The sequence below is a fragment of the [Brevibacterium] flavum genome, from assembly GCF_019317305.1.
GTDB classification, from domain to species: domain Bacteria; phylum Actinomycetota; class Actinomycetes; order Mycobacteriales; family Mycobacteriaceae; genus Corynebacterium; species Corynebacterium glutamicum.
Map to the genome: position 1 here is coordinate 979,510 of NZ_CP079240.1, position 23,976 is coordinate 1,003,485.

Annotated in this window: 29 protein-coding genes; 17 read left to right on the forward strand and 12 right to left on the reverse strand. The window is 54.0% G+C overall.

The genetic code is table 11. From position 1 onward, the window contains the following. Nucleotides 1–5: 5 nt before the first annotated feature. Nucleotides 6–1,568 (forward strand): bifunctional phosphoribosylaminoimidazolecarboxamide formyltransferase/IMP cyclohydrolase, encoded by a 1,563-nt coding sequence (purH, locus tag KW808_RS04705; protein ID WP_003862414.1) that lies wholly within the window; start codon nt 6–8, stop codon nt 1,566–1,568. Nucleotides 1,569–1,632: 64 nt separating this feature from the next. Continuing rightward, entirely contained in the window at nt 1,633–2,454 is an 822-nt protein-coding gene (locus tag KW808_RS04710) for an HpcH/HpaI aldolase/citrate lyase family protein (protein ID WP_003862415.1), read from the forward strand. Here KW808_RS04710 and amtR read toward each other — a convergent pair. The 8 genes from amtR to KW808_RS04750 all read right to left on the reverse strand — a co-directional run bounded on the left by amtR (nt 2,432) and on the right by KW808_RS04750 (nt 7,269). Continuing rightward, entirely contained in the window at nt 2,432–3,100 is a 669-nt protein-coding gene (gene amtR, locus KW808_RS04715) for a TetR/AcrR family transcriptional regulator AmtR (RefSeq protein WP_003862416.1), read from the reverse strand. The genes KW808_RS04710 and amtR overlap by 23 nt on opposite strands. Nucleotides 3,101–3,173: 73 nt before the next feature. Then, nucleotides 3,174–4,028 (reverse strand): putative nucleotidyltransferase substrate binding domain-containing protein, encoded by an 855-nt coding sequence (locus KW808_RS04720; protein ID WP_003862417.1) that lies wholly within the window; start codon nt 4,026–4,028, stop codon nt 3,174–3,176. Between the two features lie 154 nt (nt 4,029–4,182). Next, a complete protein-coding gene (rpsR, locus tag KW808_RS04725) occupies nt 4,183–4,434 on the reverse strand; it encodes a 30S ribosomal protein S18 (protein ID WP_003858407.1) in 252 nt (83 codons plus the stop codon). Nucleotides 4,435–4,448: 14 nt separating this feature from the next. Then, nucleotides 4,449–4,754, reverse strand: a complete 306-nt coding sequence (gene rpsN / locus KW808_RS04730) for a 30S ribosomal protein S14 (protein WP_003858409.1) — start codon at nt 4,752–4,754, stop codon at nt 4,449–4,451. A gap of 3 nt (nt 4,755–4,757) precedes the next feature. Beyond that, nucleotides 4,758–4,922: a 50S ribosomal protein L33 gene (rpmG, locus tag KW808_RS04735; RefSeq protein ID WP_003858439.1), complete on the reverse strand. Its 165-nt coding sequence runs from the start codon at nt 4,920–4,922 to the stop codon at nt 4,758–4,760. Nucleotides 4,923–4,924: 2 nt separating this feature from the next. Then, nucleotides 4,925–5,161, reverse strand: coding sequence for a 50S ribosomal protein L28 (gene rpmB, locus KW808_RS04740; RefSeq protein ID WP_003858441.1), 237 nt, complete (start codon nt 5,159–5,161; stop codon nt 4,925–4,927). 187 nt (nt 5,162–5,348) lie between these two features. After that, nucleotides 5,349–6,962, reverse strand: a complete 1,614-nt coding sequence (locus KW808_RS04745; RefSeq protein ID WP_003862418.1) for a SulP family inorganic anion transporter — start codon at nt 6,960–6,962, stop codon at nt 5,349–5,351. Next, nucleotides 6,955–7,269 (reverse strand): ArsR/SmtB family transcription factor, encoded by a 315-nt coding sequence (locus KW808_RS04750; RefSeq protein ID WP_003858445.1) that lies wholly within the window; start codon nt 7,267–7,269, stop codon nt 6,955–6,957. The genes KW808_RS04745 and KW808_RS04750 overlap by 8 nt, the downstream gene beginning before the upstream one ends. 231 nt (nt 7,270–7,500) lie before the next feature. Here KW808_RS04750 and KW808_RS04755 point away from each other — a divergent pair, with 231 nt between their 5' ends. The 7 genes from KW808_RS04755 to KW808_RS04785 all read left to right on the forward strand — a co-directional run bounded on the left by KW808_RS04755 (nt 7,501) and on the right by KW808_RS04785 (nt 12,517). Then, nucleotides 7,501–7,767, forward strand: coding sequence for a type B 50S ribosomal protein L31 (locus tag KW808_RS04755; protein ID WP_003858446.1), 267 nt, complete (start codon nt 7,501–7,503; stop codon nt 7,765–7,767). Between the two features lie 11 nt (nt 7,768–7,778). Next, entirely contained in the window at nt 7,779–7,952 is a 174-nt protein-coding gene (gene rpmF / locus KW808_RS04760; protein ID WP_003858448.1) for a 50S ribosomal protein L32, read from the forward strand. A gap of 191 nt (nt 7,953–8,143) precedes the next feature. Further along, on the forward strand, nt 8,144–8,842 hold the full coding sequence (locus tag KW808_RS04765; protein ID WP_003858451.1) for a response regulator transcription factor: 699 nt from the start codon (nt 8,144–8,146) through the stop codon (nt 8,840–8,842). A 68-nt stretch (nt 8,843–8,910) separates the two neighbouring features. Continuing rightward, nucleotides 8,911–10,278 carry a sensor histidine kinase gene (locus KW808_RS04770; RefSeq protein WP_003862420.1) on the forward strand — a complete coding sequence of 456 codons (1,368 nt, stop codon included), beginning with the start codon at nt 8,911–8,913 and terminating at the stop codon, nt 10,276–10,278. Nucleotides 10,279–10,352: 74 nt separating this feature from the next. Next, nucleotides 10,353–11,678 (forward strand): S1C family serine protease, encoded by a 1,326-nt coding sequence (locus tag KW808_RS04775; RefSeq protein ID WP_003862422.1) that lies wholly within the window; start codon nt 10,353–10,355, stop codon nt 11,676–11,678. A gap of 54 nt (nt 11,679–11,732) precedes the next feature. Then, the gene (locus tag KW808_RS04780; RefSeq protein WP_003858456.1) at nt 11,733–12,320 is read left to right on the forward strand and encodes a MogA/MoaB family molybdenum cofactor biosynthesis protein; all 588 of its coding nucleotides are present in this window, start codon (nt 11,733–11,735) and stop codon (nt 12,318–12,320) included. 11 nt (nt 12,321–12,331) lie between these two features. Then, nucleotides 12,332–12,517 carry a hypothetical protein gene (locus KW808_RS04785; RefSeq protein WP_374057886.1) on the forward strand — a complete coding sequence of 62 codons (186 nt, stop codon included), beginning with the start codon at nt 12,332–12,334 and terminating at the stop codon, nt 12,515–12,517. 76 nt (nt 12,518–12,593) lie between these two features. On the opposite strand, the gene mscL is transcribed toward KW808_RS04785, so the two are convergent. The 3 genes from mscL to KW808_RS04800 form a co-directional block, all read right to left on the reverse strand. Further along, nucleotides 12,594–13,001 (reverse strand): large conductance mechanosensitive channel protein MscL, encoded by a 408-nt coding sequence (mscL, locus tag KW808_RS04790; RefSeq protein ID WP_003862426.1) that lies wholly within the window; start codon nt 12,999–13,001, stop codon nt 12,594–12,596. An 82-nt stretch (nt 13,002–13,083) separates the two neighbouring features. Next, nucleotides 13,084–13,638, reverse strand: a complete 555-nt coding sequence (locus KW808_RS04795; RefSeq protein WP_080708852.1) for an SAF domain-containing protein — start codon at nt 13,636–13,638, stop codon at nt 13,084–13,086. A 118-nt stretch (nt 13,639–13,756) separates the two neighbouring features. Beyond that, nucleotides 13,757–14,329: a 5-formyltetrahydrofolate cyclo-ligase gene (locus KW808_RS04800; protein ID WP_003862430.1), complete on the reverse strand. Its 573-nt coding sequence runs from the start codon at nt 14,327–14,329 to the stop codon at nt 13,757–13,759. Nucleotides 14,330–14,401: 72 nt separating this feature from the next. Between KW808_RS04800 and KW808_RS04805 the strand changes: the two genes are divergently transcribed. The 8 genes from KW808_RS04805 to KW808_RS04840 all read left to right on the forward strand — a co-directional run bounded on the left by KW808_RS04805 (nt 14,402) and on the right by KW808_RS04840 (nt 21,955). Continuing rightward, the gene (locus KW808_RS04805; RefSeq protein ID WP_003858460.1) at nt 14,402–15,349 is read left to right on the forward strand and encodes a UTP--glucose-1-phosphate uridylyltransferase; all 948 of its coding nucleotides are present in this window, start codon (nt 14,402–14,404) and stop codon (nt 15,347–15,349) included. 28 nt (nt 15,350–15,377) lie between these two features. Then, a complete protein-coding gene (gene glp / locus KW808_RS04810; protein ID WP_003862432.1) occupies nt 15,378–16,637 on the forward strand; it encodes a molybdotransferase-like divisome protein Glp in 1,260 nt (419 codons plus the stop codon). A 4-nt stretch (nt 16,638–16,641) separates the two neighbouring features. After that, the gene (locus KW808_RS04815) at nt 16,642–17,304 is read left to right on the forward strand and encodes a GNAT family N-acetyltransferase (protein WP_011265642.1); all 663 of its coding nucleotides are present in this window, start codon (nt 16,642–16,644) and stop codon (nt 17,302–17,304) included. Between the two features lie 113 nt (nt 17,305–17,417). Continuing rightward, complete coding sequence (gene sepX / locus KW808_RS04820; protein ID WP_003858464.1) at nt 17,418–18,431, forward strand: divisome protein SepX/GlpR; 1,014 nt, start codon at nt 17,418–17,420, stop codon at nt 18,429–18,431. 22 nt (nt 18,432–18,453) lie between these two features. Further along, nucleotides 18,454–19,656, forward strand: coding sequence for a CynX/NimT family MFS transporter (locus tag KW808_RS04825; protein WP_003858467.1), 1,203 nt, complete (start codon nt 18,454–18,456; stop codon nt 19,654–19,656). Between the two features lie 56 nt (nt 19,657–19,712). Then, nucleotides 19,713–20,120, forward strand: coding sequence for a DoxX family protein (locus tag KW808_RS04830; RefSeq protein ID WP_003862437.1), 408 nt, complete (start codon nt 19,713–19,715; stop codon nt 20,118–20,120). Beyond that, a complete protein-coding gene (locus tag KW808_RS04835; RefSeq protein WP_003858471.1) occupies nt 20,113–20,784 on the forward strand; it encodes a zf-HC2 domain-containing protein in 672 nt (223 codons plus the stop codon). The genes KW808_RS04830 and KW808_RS04835 overlap by 8 nt, the downstream gene beginning before the upstream one ends. A gap of 10 nt (nt 20,785–20,794) precedes the next feature. Beyond that, nucleotides 20,795–21,955 carry an alpha-amylase family protein gene (locus KW808_RS04840; RefSeq protein ID WP_003862438.1) on the forward strand — a complete coding sequence of 387 codons (1,161 nt, stop codon included), beginning with the start codon at nt 20,795–20,797 and terminating at the stop codon, nt 21,953–21,955. Between the two features lie 447 nt (nt 21,956–22,402). Here KW808_RS04840 and pmt read toward each other — a convergent pair whose 3' ends face one another. After that, nucleotides 22,403–23,965 carry a protein O-mannosyltransferase gene (gene pmt / locus KW808_RS04845; RefSeq protein WP_003862440.1) on the reverse strand — a complete coding sequence of 521 codons (1,563 nt, stop codon included), beginning with the start codon at nt 23,963–23,965 and terminating at the stop codon, nt 22,403–22,405. Nucleotides 23,966–23,976 lie beyond the last annotated feature (11 nt).

Genomic DNA, 23,976 nt, shown 5'->3' on the forward strand with positions numbered 1-23,976 from the left:
CCTTCATGAGCGATGATCGTAAGGCAATTAAACGCGCACTAATTAGCGTGTATGACAAGACTGGCCTGGAGGATCTAGCCCAGGCACTTCACCGCGCGAACGTGGAAATTGTTTCCACCGGATCCACTGCGGCGAAGATTGCTGAGCTTGGTATTCCTGTTACCCCGGTTGAGGAGCTCACCGGTTTCCCTGAGTGCCTTGAGGGCCGTGTGAAGACACTGCATCCTAAGGTTCACGCTGGCATCTTGGCGGACACCCGCAAGGAAGACCACCTGCGTCAGCTCAAGGAACTTGAGGTCGCCCCATTCCAGCTTGTCGTGGTGAACCTGTACCCATTTGCTGAGACCGTTGCGTCCGGCGCCGATTTCGATGCTTGCGTTGAGCAGATCGACATCGGAGGCCCATCCATGGTTCGTGCTGCGGCAAAGAACCACCCATCTGTCGCTGTGGTTGTTTCACCAAACCGCTACGAGGATGTCCAGGAAGCTTTGAAGACCGGTGGATTCTCCCGCGCGGAGCGCACCAAGTTGGCTGCTGAGGCTTTCCGCCACACCGCAACCTACGATGTCACCGTTGCAACCTGGATGAGCGAGCAGCTGGCTGCCGAAGATTCTGAGACTGAGTTCCCAGGTTGGATCGGCACCACCAACACCTTGTCCCGCAGCTTGCGTTACGGTGAGAACCCTCACCAGTCTGCAGCTTTGTACGTGGGCAACACCCGCGGACTTGCACAGGCTAAGCAGTTCCACGGCAAGGAAATGAGCTACAACAACTACACCGATTCTGATGCTGCATGGCGTGCAGCGTGGGATCACGAGCGTCCTTGTGTAGCTATCATCAAGCATGCAAACCCTTGTGGCATTGCTGTTTCTGATGAGTCCATCGCAGCGGCACACCGCGAGGCACACGCATGTGACTCTGTGTCCGCATTCGGTGGCGTCATCGCGTCCAACCGTGAAGTCAGCGTTGAGATGGCTAACCAGGTTGCAGAGATCTTCACTGAGGTCATCATCGCTCCTTCCTACGAAGAGGGCGCTGTGGAGATCCTGAGCCAGAAGAAGAACATCCGTATTCTTCAGGCTGAAGCACCTGTGCGTAAGGGCTTTGAGTCCCGTGAGATCTCCGGCGGTCTGCTTGTTCAGGAACGCGACTTGATCCACGCTGAGGGCGACAACTCCGCAAACTGGACTCTTGCTGCCGGCTCTGCTGTTTCTCCTGAGGTTCTGAAGGACCTGGAGTTCGCGTGGACTGCAGTTCGTTCCGTGAAGTCCAACGCAATTCTGTTGGCTAAGAACGGCGCTACCGTTGGCGTTGGCATGGGACAGGTCAACCGCGTTGACTCTGCTCGCTTGGCTGTCGACCGTGCAGGTGCAGAGCGCGCTACCGGTTCCGTTGCTGCTTCCGATGCGTTCTTCCCATTCGCTGACGGCTTTGAGGTTCTCGCTGAGGCTGGCATCACTGCTGTTGTGCAGCCTGGTGGATCCATTCGCGACAACGAGGTCATTGAGGCAGCCAACAAGGCTGGCGTGACCATGTACCTGACTGGTGCGCGACACTTCGCTCACTAAAGTTTTTAAAGATTTCGCTTGAAGGCAGACCATAAGGTCTGCCTTTTCGCGTATTAATGAGTACATGTCTGAACTTATTTGTGGACCAGCTATTCTCTTCGCACCAGCTGGACGTGCTGAGATCATTCCAAAAGCAGCATCGAAGGCCGATATGGTCATCATTGATTTGGAAGATGGGGCAGGGGAGGTAGACCGTGAGGTCGCCTATAGGAACATTAGGGAATCGGGGTTGGATCCTAAACGAACCATTGTGAGAACCGTAGGGCCGAGCGATCCACACTTTTTGGCTGACGTGGAGATGGTGAAGTCCACGGATTTCACACTTGTTATGGTTCCTAAACTTCTTGGCAGCGTGCCTGAGGAATTAGATGGCCTCAACATTATCGCCATGATTGAAACCCCTCAGGCTGCAACCAGCATTCCTCAGATTGCTGCGGACCCTAAAGTCGTTGGAATGTTCTGGGGCGCGGAGGATCTCACACACCTCTTGGGAGGCACTCATTCTAGGTTCTTGGGTGATGAGTCCAATGAAGGCTCCTACCGAGACACCATGAGGCTTACACGCGCCCTGATGCACCTCCACGCGGCGGCGAATGGGAAGTTCACCATTGATGCCATCCATGCGGATTTCCACGATGAAGAGGGCCTCTATTTAGAAGCGGTCGATGCTGCGCGGACTGGTTTCGCTGGTACCGCATGCATTCACCCCAAGCAGATCGAGACTGTTCGGAGAGCATATCGGCCAGAGGCTAACCAGTTGGAATGGGCGAAGAAAGTGGTGGAGGAAGCAAAAAACCATCCAGGTGCGTTCAAACTGGATGGTCAGATGATTGATGCTCCGCTGATTTCGCAGGCGCGGATGGTTATTTCGCGTCAGCCTGCTTGATTAGTTCAAGCGTTTTTTCGACCCGGTCGGCGGGCAGCGACGCGCCGAGGACGGCGAGGGAGGCGTCGGCAAGCATAATTGCGGTCTCCGGGAGGCTGTCTGCGGAAAGCGGGCTTGGAATCTTGCCGTCGTTGCGACGCATTTCGATCACCGACATGGTGATGTGGAAGGGGAGTTCTGCGCGGGGGTCGTCACCGACGATTTCGGTGGCGAGGTCGCGGAAGACGTTGGTGAGGGCTTCGCGCTGGCTGTGGTACTCGGCGAACTCTTCAGAACCAACGATGGGGAGTTGGTACAGGCGACCGACGTTCCACTTGGTGGACAGCAGCAGACGCACTTCGGAGGCAACGATTGCCCAGAGGCGCATCTCAGGTCCTGCATCCAGGATGCTTAAGTCTTCGGCGAGCACAGTGGACGGCTCGACGGTAGATTTCAGGAGGGTGAGGAAGATTTCCGTCTTAGACGGGAAGTGATAATACAGCGAGGCTTGGCGGATTCCCACGGCATCAGCGATTTGATGCGTGGAGGTTGTTGCGAAGCCTTGATGGGTGAAAAGCTCAGCAGAGGCGTCAAGAATCTCCTCGCGAGGATTCTTGCCTGCCCGTCGCGGAGCTGATCTCCGGGGGCGTCCCACTGCTCCTGCCATAGCGTAATTCTACTTCCTTAAAGTTTTGGCCTATTGATCTCAAGAGATTGTAGCCAGTAATTGTGCAGAGTTCCTATTTGGTATCGATTTCACGGGCTTCAACGGACCGCAACACCTCAGAAAGCAACCGAGCCGATGCGCCAAAAGTGGCACGTTGCAGCGCGGGAAGCTCCCAAGCGGTGGTTTCTTGATCATGGATGTGATCCATCCAACGTTTCGACTGCAAGCTCAGTGCGGAAGTCCACACCTGTGTCAGCGCGTCGACTTCATCATTGGTGAGCACACCACGGGCATCCACGAGGCGCTGCGCAGTCGTAGGCGCCAAAGAACCAGCCTTGTGTGCTGCCCAGCGAGCGATCTTCACCGTGGGAATCATGAGGTTCTCACGAATGTTTACCACCATGTCCAACGAAGGAAGACCCTCATAAGTTTCCACCGCAGGCGGCCTAGATGACAACGCATCCTGCAACAGTGCTTTGTCATCTACTTCAGCGATCGCCGCGACCCACGTGCCAGCATCCAAATAGACCTCTGGATCCTCACCAGCGCGCGCACGCTGCTCCCACTCCTCACGAGTTGCCGCACCGATCGGCTCCGCAATGAAGCCCACCTCAGTTAACAGCGCTGAAATCTTTTCATTCGGATCTTCTTGGCTATCGACGACCGCCAGCCACCTCACGGGCGAGGTAGGCAGCGCGTCTCCACGCCCCACGGGGCCGGTGAGCACCACGTGGGCATCCAAGCCAGGGGAGTGCAAAACATCAGTAATAACTTGTGACAGCCACCCTGCAAGCTCCGCGGGCTCTTCACCGTGGTTCAGTGCATTGCCCAACAAATCCAGCGATTCCTTCAGCACACCGCGGACGGTGGCAAAATCCTGTGCAAGTGGGGCAGCATCCGCTAGCTCAGTCAATGAGGGGTGAAGCACGAGTGATTCCTTCCAGTTCTCTAGTAATTCTAAAACTACACTGCGCATGCGACACCAATAGAATCAGACATAGAATTAGGCATAGAAAAAACCACCCGCACTCGAAATGAGTGGGATGGTTCTTTGAGAAGTCGCTGTTACGTTATTCCCAGTCTTAGCGGCTGGTGAACGGCAGGAGAGCCATTTCGCGTGCGTTCTTCACGGCGGTTGCAACCTCGCGCTGCTGCTGCGGGGTCAGACCGGTGACACGACGTGAACGGATCTTGTGGCGGTCGGAGATGAACTGACGAAGGGTGTTGATGTCCTTGTAGTCCACCTTCTCGATGCCCGCTGCCTTCAGCGGGTTCTTCTTTGGGCGGCGAGTCTGCTCAAGGCGGACGCGCTTAGCGTTGTTACGCTGCTTCATTGGTAAAAACTCCCTTACCAGCTGGACTTACGAACGCCCGGCAGCTCACCACGGTGAGCCATCTCGCGCATACGGACACGGGAAAGACCGAACTTACGGAGGTAGCCGCGTGGGCGACCATCGTGTGAGTCGCGGTTACGAACGCGGACAGCAGCAGCATCACGTGGCTGGCTGTTCAGTTCGAACTGTGCATCCAGACGATCCTCGTCAGAGGTGTTTGGGTTACGGATAATTGCCTTGAGCTCAGCGCGACGCTCCGCGTAGCGGGCGACGATTTCCTTGCGCTTCTCGTTCTTGGCGATCTTTGACTTCTTAGCCATTGATTATCGCTCCTCGCGGAATTCGACGTGCTTACGGACTACTGGATCGTACTTCATGAGGGAAATACGGTCCGGGTTGTTGCGCTTGTTCTTACGGGTGACATAGGTGTAACCAGTGCCAGCAGTAGACTTCAGCTTGATGATAGGGCGGATATCATTACGTGCCATCTTTAGATCTTCTCCCCACGTGCGCGAATCTGAGCAACAACGGCTTCGATGCCGTCGCGGTCAATGACCTTCAGACCCTTGGTGGAAACGGTCAGAGTGATGGTGCGTCCCTCGGAAGGGACATAGAACTTGCGACGCTGCACGTTGGGGTTCCAACGGCGGGAAGTGCGTCGGTGCGAGTGTGAGACAGACTTGCCGAAACTCGGCTTGCGTCCCGTTACCTGGCAATGTGCCGACATAACTTACTTTCTCCTAGCCGCCCACATTCAGTTAGAAGACGCGCCGCACCGGGTGACCGGGGCGCGAGCATGCCAGCTGACGGGGCGATAACGAATATTTACGACAACAGCAAGGGACAAGTTTACATACGTTGCCCCAAAACACCTAATCGCCTATTCAATGCGGGTTTAGATCGCCCCGGAAGCCTTAACTGTTGTCGATCTTAACGTGTTTTCGGGCATGTTCAACCGCTGGGGCGAGGTCATCGAAGAGGTGGTTCTGATGCCGCAGTGATCTGATCGCTCCGAGGACGCCGAGAACGTGAATGTGTTCTTTCCGGACGCCCTTTATTAGTACAGTGACATTTTTTCTTTCCAGCGCATTGACAAGTTCGGTGAGCTGGTGGGCGCCGGTGGCGTCGATCATTTGGATGTGTGACAGGCGCAGGATCACCACTTCGAGGTCGTCATAATCAAGGATTTGCTGCGAAAGACGTTCAGCTGCGCCAAAGAACAATGCGCCCTCGATACGGAAAAGGCCGATCTTTTCGTCGTTAAGCGTGGCCGGTTCGGGCAAGGTTTCCCGGAAGACGCCGGCGTTCATGCTCATGCGTCGCAGTATGAAGAACGCCGCGACGGCAATGCCGATGCCCACTGCGATGACGAGGTCGACGCTGATGGTGACGATCGCGGTGATGACAAAAACGATCGCATCGGAGCGAGTGGAGCGCATGACGCGCGAGATCACTTCAATGGACACCATGCGGCTCGCGGTGACCATGAGCACGCCCGACAGTGCGGCGAGCGGAATGACCGCGACGATATTCGCCGCCACATACACAACGCCGAGCAGCACAAGCGCGTGAATAATCGACGCCATACGGGTACGCCCGCCGGAGCGCACATTGACCGCCGTACGCGCGATTGCGCCAGTTGCCGGCATGCCGCCAAAAAAGCCAGCGCTTATCGACGCCAACCCCTGACCGACCAATTCGCGGTCAGCATTATAAGGACCCGTATCGGCCATGGAGGCTGCCACACGAGCGGAAAGGAGAGACTCAATAGCAGCGAGCGCGGCGACAGCAAAAGCTGGCCCCAGCAAACTCGTGAACATCTCCAGGTTCACATCAGGCAGGTGAGGGGCAGGAAGGGAATTGGGGAGCTCACCGATCAACTCAACGGGAAGCTTGAGTAGAGCCACGCCAATGGACACCACCAAAATGGCAATGAAGCTGGCAGGGAGCTTTGGGGCGATCTTTCCCAACACAATCATGATTGCAGCGGTGACGATAATAATTAAGAGAGGTAGAATTGCGTCCTTCGTGGCGTGTGAAACAGTGTGAATCGCAGCGAGGAGCGCATTGGTGGGCAAATGGCCCGAATAACCAAACGCAGCTGGCACCTGTTGCAGGAAAATAATCACACCGATGCCTGCCGTAAATCCTTCGATGACCGGCCACGGAATGAAACTCACCGTTCGGCCTAATCGAAGCACTCCGGCGACAAGGACGATAACTCCAGCCATCAGGCTGAGTAATGCAACCGCACCGACACCATATTGGGCGACGATTGGAGCGAGAATAACCACCATCGCTCCGGTTGGTCCTGAAACCTGCACATTGGAACCGCCGAAGATTGCTGCAACCAGGCCAGCAATAATCGCAGTCACTAATCCTGCCTCGGCTCCGACTCCAGAACTCACACCAAAGGCGAGAGCGAGGGGGAGGGCAACAATGCCCACGGTGACGCCAGCAGCAATGTCCATCTTCCAGGAGAAGCGGAGTAGCTGATAGTCGTCTCTAGAAGGTAAAAGGTCACGCATCTTCGCCAGCCATCCTCTTTAATAGTGAGCGGCTCACCTTAAGAAAGTCTGCGACCTCCGGGTAGGTGAGACGGTAATAAACAACTAAGCCTTCGCGTTGGGAGGAAACCAGCCCAAATTTCCTTAAAACCTTAAGGTGCTGGGACACGTGAGAGGCTTCCAAATCCATCTCTTTGGTTATCTGACCGACTGAAACTTCATTATTCGTGGCAATGATTTCCAGGGCTCTGATGCGGTATGGATGTGCCAAACCCTTGAAAAGGTCAGCTTTGCGCTGATAAATCGGCAAGTCCTTGGAACTCAACATTATTCCTCCGTGACTAGGCTAGATGACGGATCCATCATATAACTCGCGGGAGTTTTTGGCCTGGGCTGGACATATTCCATAATCAATTTTTAGTTACAGCGCAACAGGTGTAAGGTATTGGAGGTTCATTGCCAAATCATGGTGATGCATACTTACCGAACCCAACTCGGGCACGATCTGGCATCCGCTGGAACCGACCTGAAGTTTCAATCCTGAGGGAATCGAGAGTAAATGAAAAAGGATATCCACCCTGACTACCATGCGGTAGTCTTCCAGGACGCAGGTACTGGCTTCCAGTTCCTGACCAAGTCCACCGCTTCCAGCGACCGCACCGTGTCCTGGGAAGATGGTAACGAGTACCCACTGATCGTCGTTGACGTCACCAGCGAGTCTCACCCATTCTGGACCGGCGCTCAGCGTGTCATGGACACCGCTGGTCGTGTTGAGAAGTTCGAGCGCCGCTTCGGTGGCATGGCTCGCCGCAAGAAGAAGGCATAGGAGGGAAAACAATGGCAGTTCCAAAGCGCCGTATGTCCCGCGCAAACACCCGCATGCGCCGTTCCCAGTGGAAGGCCGACAATGTCGCCCTTCAGGAGGTCAAGATCGACGGTCAGACCGTTCGCATCCCACGCCGTCTGGTTAAGGCAGCACAGCTCGGTCTCGTGGACGTAGAGCAGTTCTAAACCTTAAATTCATCTCCTACGACCTTTTGTAGGTAAGAATTTAACAAGAGCCAGTTATCTTCTCTTAAAATGAGGAGGTAACTGGCTTCTTTATGCTTAAGAGGTGTTAGCATAAGTGAAACATGTTCCAACGCGTGGACGTCTTCATTGGGAAGAAGTCTGTCACGGACTGGAAGACGAAAAGGGTATCGATGAAAATTCTAGTTGTTGATGACGAGCAAGCTGTACGTGACTCCTTGCGACGTTCCCTTTCGTTCAACGGATACAACGTTGTTCTCGCAGAAGACGGCATCCAAGCACTAGAGATGATTGACAAGGAACAGCCTGCTTTGGTGATCCTCGATGTCATGATGCCTCGTATGGACGGACTTGAGGTCTGTCGCCACCTTCGCAGCGAAGGCGATGATCGGCCAATTCTTATTCTTACTGCCCGCGATAATGTTTCTGATCGTGTTGGTGGCCTCGATGCTGGCGCAGATGACTATTTGGCTAAACCATTTGCTCTTGAAGAGCTGTTGGCGCGCGTCCGTTCACTGGTGCGTCGCTCTGCAGTGGAATCAAATCAGAGTTCCAACATTGAACAGGCTCTATTATCTTGTGGCGATTTGACGCTTGACCCAGAAAGTCGAGATGTCTACCGCAACGGACGCGCCATCAGCCTTACTCGAACAGAGTTCGCGCTCCTGCAATTGCTCCTCAAAAACCAAAGGAAAGTGCTCACTCGCGCCCAGATTTTGGAAGAGGTCTGGGGCTACGATTTCCCCACTTCAGGCAATGCCCTCGAGGTCTACATTGGATACCTTCGACGCAAGACTGAATTGGAAGGAGAAGACCGCCTGATCCATACAGTACGAGGAGTCGGATACGTCCTGCGAGAGACCGCTCCGTGACATTAAGGCGAATCGGCGCAGGGGAAAATGAGCCTGCCCCTACCGAAAGTGATGACTCCGACGGTTCAATGTCGTTGCGTTGGCGCTTGGCTTTGCTGAGCGCCACTTTGGTAGCTTTCGCCGTTGGTGTTATTACTGTTGCTGCATATTGGTCTGTCTCCAGCTATGTCACCAACTCAATCGATCGTGATCTGGAAAAACAAGCGGATGCAATGCTTGGACGAGCCAGTGAAGCGGGATTCTATGCAACCGCAGAAACCGAAATTGCTCTGTTAGGTGAATATGCCAGTGACACTCGAATCGCCTTAATCCCACCTGGGTGGGAATACGTCATCGGTGAATCCATATCACTGCCTGATTCAGATTTCCTTAAGAGCAATGAAGCGGGGAAACAGATCCTCGTAACAAGTGCTGAGCGCATTCTCATGAAACGAGATAGCTCGGGCACAGTGGTGGTTTTTGCTAAAGATATGGTGGATACCGATCGGCAGCTCACGGTGCTTGGCGTCATTCTCTTGATCATTGGCGGCAGTGGTGTTTTGGCGTCGATTCTGCTTGGTTTCATCATTGCGAAGGAGGGTCTGAAACCACTGTCAAAGCTGCAGCGCGCCGTTGAAGAAATCAAACGAACTGATGAGCTTCGTGCGATTCCTGTGGTGGGAAATGATGAGTTCGCTAAGTTGACTCGTAGTGTCAATGACATGCTCAAGGCACTGCGGGAGTCTCGTACCCGGCAATCTCAGTTGGTGGCAGATGCAGGACACGAGCTGAAAACTCCACTGACCTCAATGCGGACAAATATTGAATTGCTGTTGATGGCAACCAACAGTGGAGGATCGGGAATCCCCAAGGAAGAATTGGATGGCCTTCGGCGTGATGTATTGGCGCAGATGACCGAAATGTCTGATTTGATTGGTGATCTTGTTGATCTTGCGCGTGAAGAAACCGCCGAAACGTCAAGCATTGTAGATCTCAACCAAGTGTTGGAAATTGCGCTTGACCGAATGGAAAGCCGTCGCATGACGGTGCGGATAGATGTTTCCGAGACTGTGGATTGGAAACTGCTGGGCGATGATTTTTCCTTAACCAGGGCATTAGTAAATGTTTTGGATAATGCCATTAAATGGTCGCCTGAGAATGGCATTGTTCGAGTGTCGATGTCACAGATCGACAAAGCAACGGTCCGCATTGTTATTGATGATTCAGGGCCTGGAATTGCTGAAAAAGAACGAGGATTAGTTTTGGAACGGTTTTATCGCGCCGTCAGCTCCCGTTCCATGCCGGGATCGGGATTAGGTCTTGCCATCGTGAATCAGGTTGTGAATCGGCATGGTGGCCAACTCGTTGTGGGTGAATCAGATGATGGCGGAACGAGAATCACTATTGATTTGCCAGGGGAACCCATTCGCAGCGGGTTCGAAAATGTCGATGATTAAACCACTAAAGAGCTCACAGGAAGTGTTCAGACTACTTAGAGTGACGCCCCAGCCACAGGGTTCATAATCAAATCATGACAAATCAATTCCCCACAAACAACGGTGAGAACCCGGACCGCGCATCGGAAACTCCATCAGAAACCAACTCCTTCGAACATGTGCGTAGTTCATATCCGCAGTGGGGTAACACTGCTTCCAATCAAAACCCCTATCCTGGTGCGGGCTTCGGCTCTGAACAAAACACTCAACAAGGAAATGAGCAACAAGCTCCAGCCTGGACCAGTTGGGATAATCAGCCTCTAAGCACAGATGTAAAGCCAGCTAAAGAAAAGCGAAAAGTTGGCATCGGAACGGCACTCGCGTTAATGCTTGTTGGTTCTATTGCTACCGGTAGCGTTGTGGGTGTTGCAGCAACCCAGCTTGGTTCGGACTCTTCAACCCCAGTTAATGCTCTTGAGCAGCCCAGCGTGCAGCGCACCACTAATGCTGAACCAGGTTCAGCGGAACAGGTTGCTGCCGCAGTTTTGCCTTCTGTCGTCTCTATTCAGGCCATTACTAGGACGTCTGCTTCTGAGGGCTCTGGATCCATTATTTCCTCCGATGGTTACGTCATGACCAATAATCACGTCGTGGCAGGCATTGAACAATCTGGTGTGTTGGAAGTAAATTTCTCCGATGGAACTACAGCGCAAGCTGATTTTATTGCTGGTGATCCTTCCACAGATATTGCTGTGATCAAGATTAGGGATGTGTCCAACCTTCCAGTTATGAGCTTTGGAGATTCGGACGCATTAGGCATTGGACAAAGTGTGATGGCTGTTGGTTCTCCACTGGGTCTGAGCTCCACTGTGACCACCGGTATTGTGTCGGCCGTGAACCGTCCTGTGCGAGCTTCTGGTGATGGCGGAGAGTCGTCCCTCATCGATGCTATCCAGACCGATGCTGCGATCAACCCTGGTAACTCTGGTGGTCCGCTGGTTGATATGGATGGCAACCTCATTGGCATGAATTCGGTAATTGCATCGATTTCGAGCACCAGCGATTCCGCAGGTTCCATTGGTCTTGGTTTTGCTATCCCATCCAACTTTGCCAAGCGCGTGGCCGATCAATTGATCAGCACCGGCCAGGTAACTCAGCCGATGATCGGTGTGCAGGTTGGCACTGATAACTCAGTGACAGGCGCTGTGATTGCCAGTGTTCAAGATGGTGGACCGGCCGCAGATGCTGGACTTCAGCCAGGCGATATCGTGACCAAGCTCAATGATCGAGTTATTGATAGCCCAGACTCCTTGATCGCTGCTGTTCGTTCGCATGATTTTGGCGAAACCATCACTTTAACAATTACACAGCCAGATACCTCGCAGAGCCGGGAGGTAGAGGTTACTCTGACGAGTGAGTAGGTTTAAAAGAGTTAATCTGCATCTAATCAAGTAGCCAAGTATGAGTGAGGAACAATGAGCAAGGATCCATTGGGAAGTCTTACCGATGTTGTAGACACACGAGTTCCGCTTCCGGATGTTGAACCGGATCCGGAGTTCCTGAAGGCTACGGAAAAAGAATTCCACATGGCATCCCAGAAGCGCGCTCTTGTTGTCCTGGTGGGCGATCATGTCGCTGAGGCAGATGGGACTGGCCGTTTGGTTACGGAGCTGCTCTTAGAGTCTGGCTTCAACGTGGACGCTGTGGTCAGCGTGAAGTCTAAGAAGTCTCAGATTAGGCAAGCTATTGAAACCGCAGTTGTTGGCGGCGCTGACCTTGTGCTGACCATCGGCGGAGTGGGCGTTGGTCCTCGGGATAAAACTCCTGAGGCAACCAGCGCTGTGTTGGACCAGGACGTCCCAGGAATCGCGCAGGCGCTTCGTTCCTCCGGTTTGGCCTGTGGCGCGGTGGATGCAAGTGTTTCCCGAGGCGTAGCGGGCGTATCCGGCTCAACCGTGGTGGTCAACCTCGCTGAGTCTCGTTCGGCAATTCGTGATGGCATGGCAACTCTGACACCGTTGGTTGATTTTGTTGTAGATCAGCTTCGCACTTCCGTGGTTTGAGTTGGTCGGGTGTGAGTAGACAACGTAGACGAGCGTTCCGTGCGTCAGATGCAAAGGACTATGATCGCACGGCAGATTCTCCTCTGGAATCAACAACTAACGATGATGTCCGGGAAGTTTCTTTAGATCCAGAACAAGATGACCAACCAACAGGTGAGGAATTCTGGAAAGAACAGCAACCACCGCATCATGGTTAGCAGCATAATTTAGGCAACAAAAAGTGCGTCTGAGTGAAATACTCAGACGCACTTTTGTGCTTTTAGGGCCTTTTAACTACTGAAGGCGCTTTTGCTCCTGCAGGAGATCGCGGATCTCGGTGAGGAGTTCTGCTTCGATGGAAGCTGGGGTCTCGTCTTCTTCAACACGCTTGCGTTTTGCGAGGGTTTCGCTGAGCTTGTTCATTGGAGCAACGAGGACGAAGTAGACAATTGCTGCGATGATGAGGAAGTTGATCGCTGCGGTGATGACGGCGCCGAAGTCCACGAACGTTGCGGCGTTGCCTGCGCGGATGTGGAAGCCGAGGCCTTCAACCTCTGTGCTGCCGATGGAAGCGATTAATGGGTTGATGATGTTCTCGGAGAATGCTGTCACGATAGCGGTGAAGGCAGTACCGATGACCACGGCAACTGCGAGTTCGATGACATTTCCGCGAAGGATGAAATCTCTAAAACCTTTAAGCATGGTTGTTACCCCTGACGATAGTGTGGACAGTAAGAACGACAAATGAACTGTAGCGGAAAGTACCTTTTTTTTGAATAGGGAACTATTCGGCGGTTGTGTAATTATCCGCTCGGTCTCCGGTGAGGACTACCGCCAGAGGGGTATTGAGCGATTGTGCTGCAACCTTTTCAGCGATTGATTGTGGAAGCGCAATCAAGATGGTTGAGGGGTCTGTACCACCCGCCAGAATTACTGTTCCACCTGCAGCAATGTTCTCTGGGAGACCGGTGTCTGGGTCTTGGGAAACAACCGAAATGGTGTCCCCATGCTGCAGTAGGGGGATGACGGAAGGTTCAGCCAAACTGAGTGGAACCATGTTAATTTCTTCCACCAAAGAGCTATCAGTGACGTTTGTCGCAATGGAGTTTATCAATTCGGTGCCCACGAATCGAGGCTTTGTGGCTATTTCCCCGGAACTTAATGTGGAGGCCGCAACGAGCCCAACTACATCGTCAATCGAATCGTAGGAGGTGCTGGGCAGTAGGGAAGTGGGGATTGCCTGAAGTCCAAGGTCAGAGGCCTCAACCTTGGTGCCAGCAGGAATTTCTTGCACTATGACAACGGCAGTTGGATCCTTCTTGAGCCAAGAATGTGCTATCAGCAGTCCTGCAATCCCGATCAGGATGAAGGCGATTATTCTTCTTAAAACTAGGGTGCGGTGCCAACTCGGGGTGGTGAATGTCTTTTTTAAGTCCATATAGTGGTTGGACTGTTTTTTAGGCTCCTAGGTTCCGAACACCTGCGGGGGTAATTATGACGTTGACGGGAAGATCATGTTCTTCCACTTCGATATCATCGCGGATTTCTCCGTTGAAGAGCAAAGTAACCACGTCAGCCTTTACTCCGGCGGCTAGAGCGCGGTCGTAGAAACCGCCACCTTTACCTAGCCTGATTCCACTGGGGGTGCATGCCAGTGCGGGGGCGATGACAAGGTCGCAGAAGTTGAGAGCTTCAGGTCCAAGGCGAGTGCCACCGGGTTCCTGGATGCCAAATGCGCCAGGAACAAGGCTGGTTGGGCCTTCATAAAGAGCCCAGTCGAGGCGTCGATCCTCGAGGGAGACTGGCAAAATAAGCGCGGAAGTTTCGGCGTGGAGGGCGTCGAGAAGCAATCGCCCACCAGGTTCGGTACGGACCGGCACGTAAGCGGCAATCCTTTTTGGCTGCTTTGAGCGGATGTAATAAGAAACGTTGGCAATGATGGCTGCGTTTTCTCGCGTGCGAGAAGCCTCATCCATATTGGTGCGCGCTTCCCGAAGCTTCGTGCGCAGTTCCTGCTTAGTTTGGCTCATAAATCTAAGGATAACCGTTATTTTCGGAGGGGTACGACGATTGGGGTTTCGGGGGCAGGTACTCTTGGTTCCATGAGTTTGCCTATCGATGAGCACGTGAACGCGGTTAAAACCGTCGTAGTGCCTGCTGCAGGACTGGGAACCCGATTCCTTCCGGCCACCAAAACCGTACCCAAGGAGTTGCTGCCGGTTGTCGATACCCCAGGTATTGAGCTGATTGCTGCTGAAGCTGCCGAACTTGGTGCGACCAGGCTGGCGATCATCACTGCGCCAAACAAAGCTGGGGTACTTGCACACTTTGAGCGTTCTTCTGAATTGGAAGAAACGCTGATGGAGCGTGGCAAGACTGACCAGGTGGAGATAATCCGCCGCGCCGCCGATTTAATCAAGGCAGTTCCAGTAACCCAGGACAAGCCGCTGGGGCTAGGTCATGCTGTTGGTTTGGCTGAGTCTGTGTTGGATGATGATGAAGATGTCGTAGCGGTGATGTTGCCGGACGATCTCGTGTTGCCAACCGGTGTTATGGAGCGCATGGCTCAGGTCCGAGCAGAGTTCGGTGGATCTGTCCTTTGTGCAGTTGAGGTTTCTGAAGCTGACGTTTCTAAGTATGGCATCTTTGAAATCGAAGCTGACACCAAAGATTCCGATGTCAAAAAGGTCAAGGGCATGGTGGAAAAACCAGCCATCGAAGACGCGCCATCACGCCTCGCCGCGACTGGCCGCTACCTGCTTGACCGAAAAATCTTTGACGCCCTGCGCCGCATCACACCAGGCGCTGGCGGCGAGTTGCAGCTCACCGACGCGATTGATTTGCTTATCGACGAAGGCCATCCGGTCCATATCGTCATTCACCAGGGCAAACGCCACGATCTTGGCAACCCTGGCGGGTACATTCCGGCGTGTGTTGATTTCGGTCTGTCCCACCCTGTTTATGGTGCGCAGCTAAAAGATGCAATCAAACAGATTTTGGCTGAACATGAAGCTGCGGAACGTATTGCAGACGATTCTCAAGTAAAATAGCTGCCTGGTTCCGATTAGGAGGTCCGTAGTGCGATCAGTCGAGCAACAGCTATCCATTGTCACCGAGGCAGCGGTAGCTCCAGAGCCAGTGCGTATTGCTATTGCAGAGGCACTGGGTTTGATGTGCGCGGAAGAGGTTCAAGCTAGTCGTGCTTTGCCGGGTTTCGCGCAAGCAGCGATTGATGGTTATGCGGTTCGAGCAGTCGATGTCGGCGGCGAGAAGTCTCTTAGCCAGCAACTGCCGGTTGCTCCTCCGGAAAAATCCCTGCCCGTGGTGGGTGAAGTAGCTGCGGGTTCTCAGCAGCCGTTGCGCCTGCAGCCTAAACAAGCAGTCATGGTCCACACCGGTGCGCCACTGCCGATGCTTGCGGATGCGGTGCTGCCCATGGCGTGGTCAGATCGTGGCCGCAAACGAGTAACCGCGCAGCGACCTGTGCGCTCTGGCGAGTTTGTGCGCAAAGAAGGCGATGACATCCAACCGGGAGACATCGCAGTCAGTGCTGGCGCGGTCTTAGGCCCTGCCCAAATTGGTTTGCTCGCAGCTGTTGGTCGCTCCAAAGTGTTGGTGTACCCACGCCCACGCATGTCGGTTATCTCCGTCGGCGCTGAACTTGTTGATATTGATCGCCAGCCAGGCCTCGGCCAGGTGTTTGACGTCAATTCCTATTCTTTGGCTGCCGCCGGTAGGGAAGCGGGCGCAGATGTGTACCGCTACGGCATTGCTGCCGGTGAACCTCGTCGCATCAAAGAGATCATTGAATCCCAGATGCTGCGCTCGGAAATCATCGTCATCACCGGAGCTGTTGGCGGTGCTGGTTCAGCTGGCGTGCGCCAGGTTCTCAACGAGCTAGGCGATATCGACACCGAACGCGTCGCAATGCACCCCGGTTCTGTCCAAGGATTCGGTCTGCTCGGCGAGAACAAGATTCCATGCTTCCTTCTGCCTTCCAATCCGGTGGCGTCGTTAGTTATTTTTGAAACCTTCGTCCGCCCGGTCGTGCGCATGAGCCTGGGCAAGAGCAATGCGGCGCGCCGGGTTGTTCGAGCTCGAGCGCTCAACCACGTGGTGTCTGTGGCGGGTCGAAAAGGTTTCATCAGGTCCAGGCTCATGCGCGATGCAGAAACCCAGGACTACCTCGTGGAGGCTTTGGGTGGTGCAACGGGCGCACCATCGCACCTATTGGCAGGATTGTCCGAAGCAAACGGCATGATCCGCATTCCAGAAGATGTCACAGAAATCCGACCGGGAGATGTCGTGGACGTGATCTTCCTTGCCCAAGGTCGATAGTTCGATGCGTAATGCACCGTCAGGTCCGACGCATTTTCGACACCCCGGCTGGCCAGAGTCAACGCAAACGGTCATTTTGCCGGATGGTGGCAGGCTACGTTTGAGGCCCTTGAAGCGCCGTGATTTCCGCGCATGGTCGGATTTACGCATGCGCGATAAGGAATTCCTCAAGCCCGTGGAGCCCACGGTTCCCACGTCCTGGAGTGAAGCGCATTCGCGGTTGTCCTGGTGGGATAACATCACCTATTTGATGCGCGCTGCGCGAAAAGGCACCGTGGTTCCCATGGTCATCGAGTTGGATGGCCGGTTCGTGGGGCAGTTGACTATCGGCAACATCCAGCACGGCGGCATCTCCGATGCCTGGATTGGCTATTGGGTTTCCAGCGCGGTGACGGGGCGAGGTATCGCTACGGCTGCCTGCGCGCTCGGCGTGGATCATGCTTTTCGACGCATAGGTCTGCATCGCCTCACCGCCACCTATCTACCCAGCAACCCAGCATCCGGGAAGGTGCTCGGACATAGCGGTTTCCGCCCAGAAGGCTATCTCATTAGAAATCTGCATATTGATGGACAATGGATGGATCACCATTTTGTGGCATTGCTGGCGGATGAGTATTCAATAACCGCGGTGGAACGTCTCACTAGAGAGGGACGATTGCGCCGATGATTATTAATGCGAAGAAATTTTTCGGCGTGGCACCCAAGAGGGGTGTGAGATTGCCGATACCCTCAAGTTCAGATTTAAATTTTGCACCCGTACGGGAAGGTTAGGTGCTCCACGTGTCCGGAATCCTTGTGATCGGCCTGATTGTGGTGGTGTGGCTTGTTGTGCTCGCACCGCTACTTCTTCGAGGCCAAAAGCCCATTGCTAAGGCTGGAGAAGCATTCGACGACACCCGCGTTATCTCTGAAGGCGGAAGCAACATTCCGTCTCCTCGTCGCCCTGGCTTGAGTTCTGCTCAGCTAGACGATGAGGAAGATACAGATGATGTGGATGATGATTATGAGATCGTCGATTCTCCCAGCATTTTCCGACCACGCAAAGAAGAACCCGTCGAGGAAGATCTCGACACCGATGTTGAGCTTGAAGAAGACATCGAAGTTTCTCTAGAAACTGATGACTACGTTGAGCCTGCTCCCGTCGTGGAAGTTTCACAAGAGTGGAATGTGGAAGATCATTACGAGCTAGATGATTCCTACGACACCCCGCTTGATCACCTGCACCCAGCTGCCAGGGCTCGTGCATATGAGGACTTCCAGGAACACCAGCCTGAGCAGCAGCCTGAGGTCGAAGAATTTGATGCAGACGATGAGCTGACTGAAGAAGATGTTGCCTTTGCACAGCGTCGACGTGGCCGTGGCTACTACGACCCAGAGGCTGACCGTGAGTTCGCTGCCTCCCAGTATGTTCGCCGCCAGCGCACCCTGTTGGGTCTTGCAGCCACAGTCGTTATCTCTGTAATTCTCGGATTCGTCTTTGGCGGTTGGGTCTGGGGACTGCCAGCAGTAGCATTGGCTGCGACCGCATTGTACCTGATGGCTCTGCGCAGTCAGGTTCGTGAGGAGAATGCTCTTCGCGCTCGTCGAATCCGCAGGCTCCGCCGCTCCCGGATGGGTGTACGAAACTCTGAAGACCTTCCTTCCCGTTTGCGTCGTCCAGGTGCAGTTGTCCTCGAGCTTGATGATGAATCGCCAGATTTCGAAGGCCTCCCAACGGTGGCAATGCCGGAGGAACCTTACTACGAGGAGCCACGTCGAAACATTCGACACCTGGGTCAGCGTCGCGTGAGCTAGCCACAGAGTAAGGTTTCGGACTATGTCCGGAACCTCCCCAAAACTAAAAGTCTTTACCTTTCTAGCTGTCCTCGTGGCAGCTTTTAATTTGCGCTCAGCCATCGTGTCGGTCGGCGCAGTGCTTGATGATCTCGTCCATGATTTTGGGGCGTCCGGATCAACCGCAGGAATTATCACAGCCATACCAGGAATCGCCTTCGGCATTTTTGGTGTGGCTGCTGTGCCTTTAGCGAAGAAAATCGGACTCAGTGGTGCACTTACATCCGGAATGATCGTTGGACTCATCGGGTTGTCAATCCGCCCATGGGTCGGCAACATTTGGGCATTTATCTTCCTCACCGGCTTCGTGGTGATGGGAATTGCGGTCGCCAACATTTTGCTTCCGGCATGGATCAAACTCCACGGTGGCAAAAGCACTGTCGCATTGATGACGGTGTACACCACCGTGCTTGGTGTTGGATCTACCTTGGGGCCGTTGTCCACATTGCTGTTTAGCGGATCGAATGCGTGGCGCTGGGCAATCTTTATTTGGGCACTTCCTGCCGTTTTGCAGGTGGCAATCTGGCTGCCCATGTGGTGGGACAAGAAGTATGACTTCCCAGCCGAGACTGTGAAATCTGGTTCGACTGGAAAGATCTGGACATCGCCAACAGCATTCTTCATCATGCTGTTCTTCGGTTTGCAGTCCATGAACGCATATATCCAAATGGGATGGCTGCCCAAAATCTTTATCGATGCCGGTGTAAGTCCCGCACATGCCTCTATCGGATTGTCGATTGTGGGCATCATGGGCATTGTTGGTGGATTCACAATGCCTGTCGCAATCGCTAGGACCAGGGATAAGAACCTCGTGTGGTTCCCAGTGGTCTTTGGTGCATCGATGTTCCTCGGTTATGTGGGAACGTGGCTGTGGCCGTCCCAAGGCTGGTACCTGTGGTCATTCCTTCTTGGTTTAGGTGGACTCTGCTTCCCGATGGCTATCGCCCTGATTCCAGCGCGTACGAAAGATCCGAGAATTACCGCAAGCTTGTCTGGATTTGTGCAGCCGGTGGGTTACATTCTTGCAGCCCTTGGGCCATTGGCAGTGGGAGCGATCTACCAGGCGATTGGCTCCTGGTCAGAGATCCTCGTTGGTTTGGCCTTGGGCACAATAGTGTTGTCGATTGTGGGATTCAGAGCAGCACGCAATGTGACGGTTGATGATGAATTGAGGAGATCAAAGTAGCCTCAACTAAGCGTCGCGATAAGAACGAGGGGCAAGGCTGATGTACTCTGTCAACCATGGATAAACCGGTCGTGAGGGATGCAGCTCTGCTGATTTTTCGCGCTGTGCTCGGAGTGATCTTTGTGGCACACGGGTGGGAAAAGCTGTTCATCTCCGGAGTTACCAAGACAACAGGACAATTTTCAGCCTGGGGAGTGCCTCAACCCAAGCTCTCGGTGTGGATCACATCGATCTCTGAGCTGCTCGGTGGTGCCTTCCTAGTGGTTGGTTTGCTCACCACCTTTGTTGCTGGTGCATTAGCGCTGTTGATCGCCGCTGCTATTTACTTTGTGCACTTGAGTTCGGGCTTTTTCACAGTTGATAACGGCATCGAATTCCCCTTGCTCATCATTGTTTCTTTGCTTGTGATCGTTGTGTTTGGTTCTGGTAGAGCCAGCGTTGATGGGGTGCTCACGCGTGGTTGACTGTAGTGCCATTCAAGCCGCGCTGTCCGCCAAATTAGATGGTGAGCCGACAGGCTTGGATGATGCAGTAATTGAAGCGCACCTCGCTAATTGTGAAGAGTGCAGAAATTACTACAACCGTGCTGCTGAGTTGAATCGGATGCTCAATTTTTGCGCCGCGGAACCTCGCACCCTGACCCCGCCTGATCTATCAGAGATCATTCTGGCAGAGGTGGAACCAGAATGGCGCAGGCATGCCAACGCCAAGGTTGTGGGATCCCTGCTATCGCGAGTGTTGTTGGTGATCCTGGGTGTGGTTTACCTCGCCTGGGGTATCACAATGTTGGGGGATTCGGCGTCGATAAGCGTCCAAGAAGACCCGCTCACCTCGCGCCTGCTCGCGGAGGCCGTTGCCTACCGCATTGCTCTTTCTGTGGGGCTGTTATTTGCGGCGTGGAAGCCGCGGATTATCGCGGGCATGCTCCCGATTTTTGGAACGTTGTGGACATTTAGTGCTGGTTTTGCTGCGCGCGATCTCGTGTTTGGCGTCGCCGATTCACAGACGGGACTGTCCATTGGTCTGCTGTTGATTTCTACGATTGTGCTGTCGTTTGCGTTGGTGAATAGTTCTGGACCGGGTATTTTGCGGCGTACATGGAACTCATTGAACGCCGCGCCCGGCTAAGGTGGGAGGCATGAGTTTTGCTGAACATGCGATCATCTGGCACGTCTACCCCCTGGGCGCTTTGGGTGCTCCCATCCGGCCTGAATCTCCCGCGCCTGTCACACATCGGCTCCCCAATCTAATTGGGTGGCTGGATTATGTTGTCGAACTAGGCTGCAACGCCCTCATGCTGGGACCGGTATTCGAGTCCGTCAGCCACGGCTACGACACCCTCGATTTCTACCGCATCGACCCGCGCCTCGGCACCGAGGAAGACATGGACGCGCTGCTGGAGGCTGCGAATCAGCGGGGCATTGGAGTGCTTTTCGACGGCGTCTTCAATCATGTTTCCAGTTCCTCTAAATATCTCGACCTGACCACCGGGGCGTCATTTGAAGGCCACGACATCCTGGCGGAACTCGACCACACGAATCCCGCCGTAGTGGATCTGGTTGTCGATGTCATGAACCACTGGCTCGACCGCGGAATCGCAGGCTGGCGACTCGACGCTGTCTACGCCATCGCCCCTGAATTTTGGGAAAAAGTCCTGCCAGAAGTGCGACGAAAACACCCACACGCATGGATAGTGGGAGAGATGATCCATGGAGATTACTCCGACTACGTACAAAAGTCCGGCATTGATTCCGTCACAGAATACGAACTGTGGAAAGCCATTTGGAGCAGCATCAAAGAGCGAAACTTCTTTGAACTCGAATGGACTTTGAGTCGCCACAATGAATTCCTCGATACTTTCGTACCGCAGACATTCATTGGTAACCATGACGTCACCCGCATTGCCACCCGAATCGGTCAATCAAATGCGATCCTGGCCGCAGCGATCCTCTTCACGGTCGGAGGAACCCCAAGCATTTACTACGGCGATGAGCAGGGCTTTACGGGATTGAAAGAGGATAACGTTTTCGGTGACGATGCCATTAGGCCACCTCTTCCTGCCGAGTTTTCTCCACTGGGCACCTGGATTGAAAACATTTATAAGGCTCTGATCGCGCTGCGCAGGCAACACCCGTGGTTGTATCAGGCGCACACCGAAGTCCTTGAGATTGCTAATGAAGCGATGACCTATAAGTCCGTCGGTCTTGGAGGTGAAGAGCTGACAGTGCATCTTGATTTGGAAGAGGTGTCTGTTCGGATCCTTGATGGAGAGAAGGTGCTGTTTCAGTACAGCGCTTAGTTGTCGGTTCAAGGGTGGGGGAACAAAATTGCGAAAATACACCACAAATCACTTGATAATGGTGGCGTGTGGTGTATTTTTGCGCTTCCGGTTGGGTTCGATGCAAAAATCTGTTCGATTTTAAGGTCTGGCCACAGGTTTGTGGTGAGTTCTTGATCAGCAAGCTCGCAGGAATCACACCTGCCCCACAGGCCCCAAAACGGACCCGGCCTAGAATCGCCTTTAAGCACCCAAACGTACTCAACCCATACCCAGGCCTACTTGAGGAAGTTCAACCCCTTAAATCGCCTTCTCCGGTCAAGGCACAATCCAAACAGGTGACCGAAAAACCTCCGGCCGATCAATTTCGGCCATATGGGACGGCTATGCGCTCTCAAAACCAAACCAGGTGACCGGTCACCCAGTGAAAAGAGCTGCATTGGTCACTTGGTTCGGCCAAAGGGGAGGTTAGCGCCAGCTTGGGAACCACATCAAGGATTCGTAGACATAATCTGGGATGACAAATCCGTAAAACAGTGGCGAAAACGCGAGAAACATCATCACCACGAGGGAAATGTAGGTGACCACTGCCATTGATCCGCGGGTTAAGCCAGTGGGGGTCATTTTTCCACGGCCCCACAGTTCACCGCAGGCGAGTGCCAACATGATGATGGTGAATGGCACCAATGCGGTGGCGTAGAAGAAGTACATTTGGCGGTCGTATGCTGCAAGCCACGGCAAAAATCCTGCAGCGAAGGCCACTAGTGGGACAATATAGCCACGACTCCGACGTGCGAAGAAAGACCACAGCGCCCACAGAATGACTGGGACTGTCAGCCACCAAATGGCGGGCGTGCCGAAGAGGTAGATCATGCGTCGGCAGGTGCCGCCAACGTCGCAGGAGATGTCGGTGGAGGAGAAGTAGAGGATGGGTCGACCGGAGACAAGCCAGGCCCACGGCTTGGAATCCCAGGGGTGGCTGTGACCTGAGGATGTGGTCAGTGAGCCGTGGAATTCCAGGACGCTGATGTGATAGTGGATCCAGCCCGCAATTGACTCAGGGAAGAGCTGCAGGATGGAGTCTTCTGTGATGGTGCCGTCTGTTTTGGCGTGGCGGTAGACGGAGGTTTCGGAGGCGAACCAGGCTCGCCAGCTCCAGATATAAAGCAGGGCAGGGATGATCACCAAGGAGCCGAGCGCTGGGATGACGTCATTTTTTAGGGTGCCGGTGACGTAGCGTCGGACGCCGTAGCGTTTGCGCAGCCACAAGTCTAGGAACACGCTGGTCAGGCCGAAGAATGCGATGTAGTACAGTCCGGACCATTTGACGGAGAGCGCGAGACCAAGGAATACACCTGTGGTGAAACGCCACCATCGGAAGCCGAATCGGGGGCCAAAGTCTTTGGTGATTTGGCCGTTGGTGAGGAGTAAATCGTTGAGGCGTTGGTGCATTTGTTGGTGATCTCGGATCAATGCCCATGCTGCTGCGGTGATGAAGAAAACAAGGAAGATGTCCAGCATGCCGAAGCGTGATGAGACGAGGAGGACGCCGTCGGCAAGCGCGAGAATTCCGGCGATGAAAGTCACAATGGTGGATCCGCTGAGGCGCCGTGCGATTGCCATGATGGCGAAAATGGTGAGTGTTCCGAAAATGGCGACCATGATGCGCCAGCCGAGGGGGGTGTATCCGAAGACCCATTCACCGAGTGCTTCAAGTTGTTTGGCCAACGGTGGGTGAACGACGAGTCCGTATCCGGGGTTGGATTCAATGCCGCCGGTGATGGGGTTGATCCAGGAGCGGACCATGTCCCAGGCTTGTGGGACGTAGTGTTTTTCATCAAAAACTGGGGTGCCTGAGGCGGTTGCACTGCTCAAACCTGTAAAACGCGTGACTAAAGCAAACACCGCGATGATCGCCCAGGTATAGGTATCCAGGCGGGTCCACTTGAACTTTGGCGGTGCGGGCGGGAGAGTACCAGCGAAAATCCCCTGGTCCCGCCCCTGGTCACGAACAGGTAGGGCTTGGCTCACTCGGTTGATTG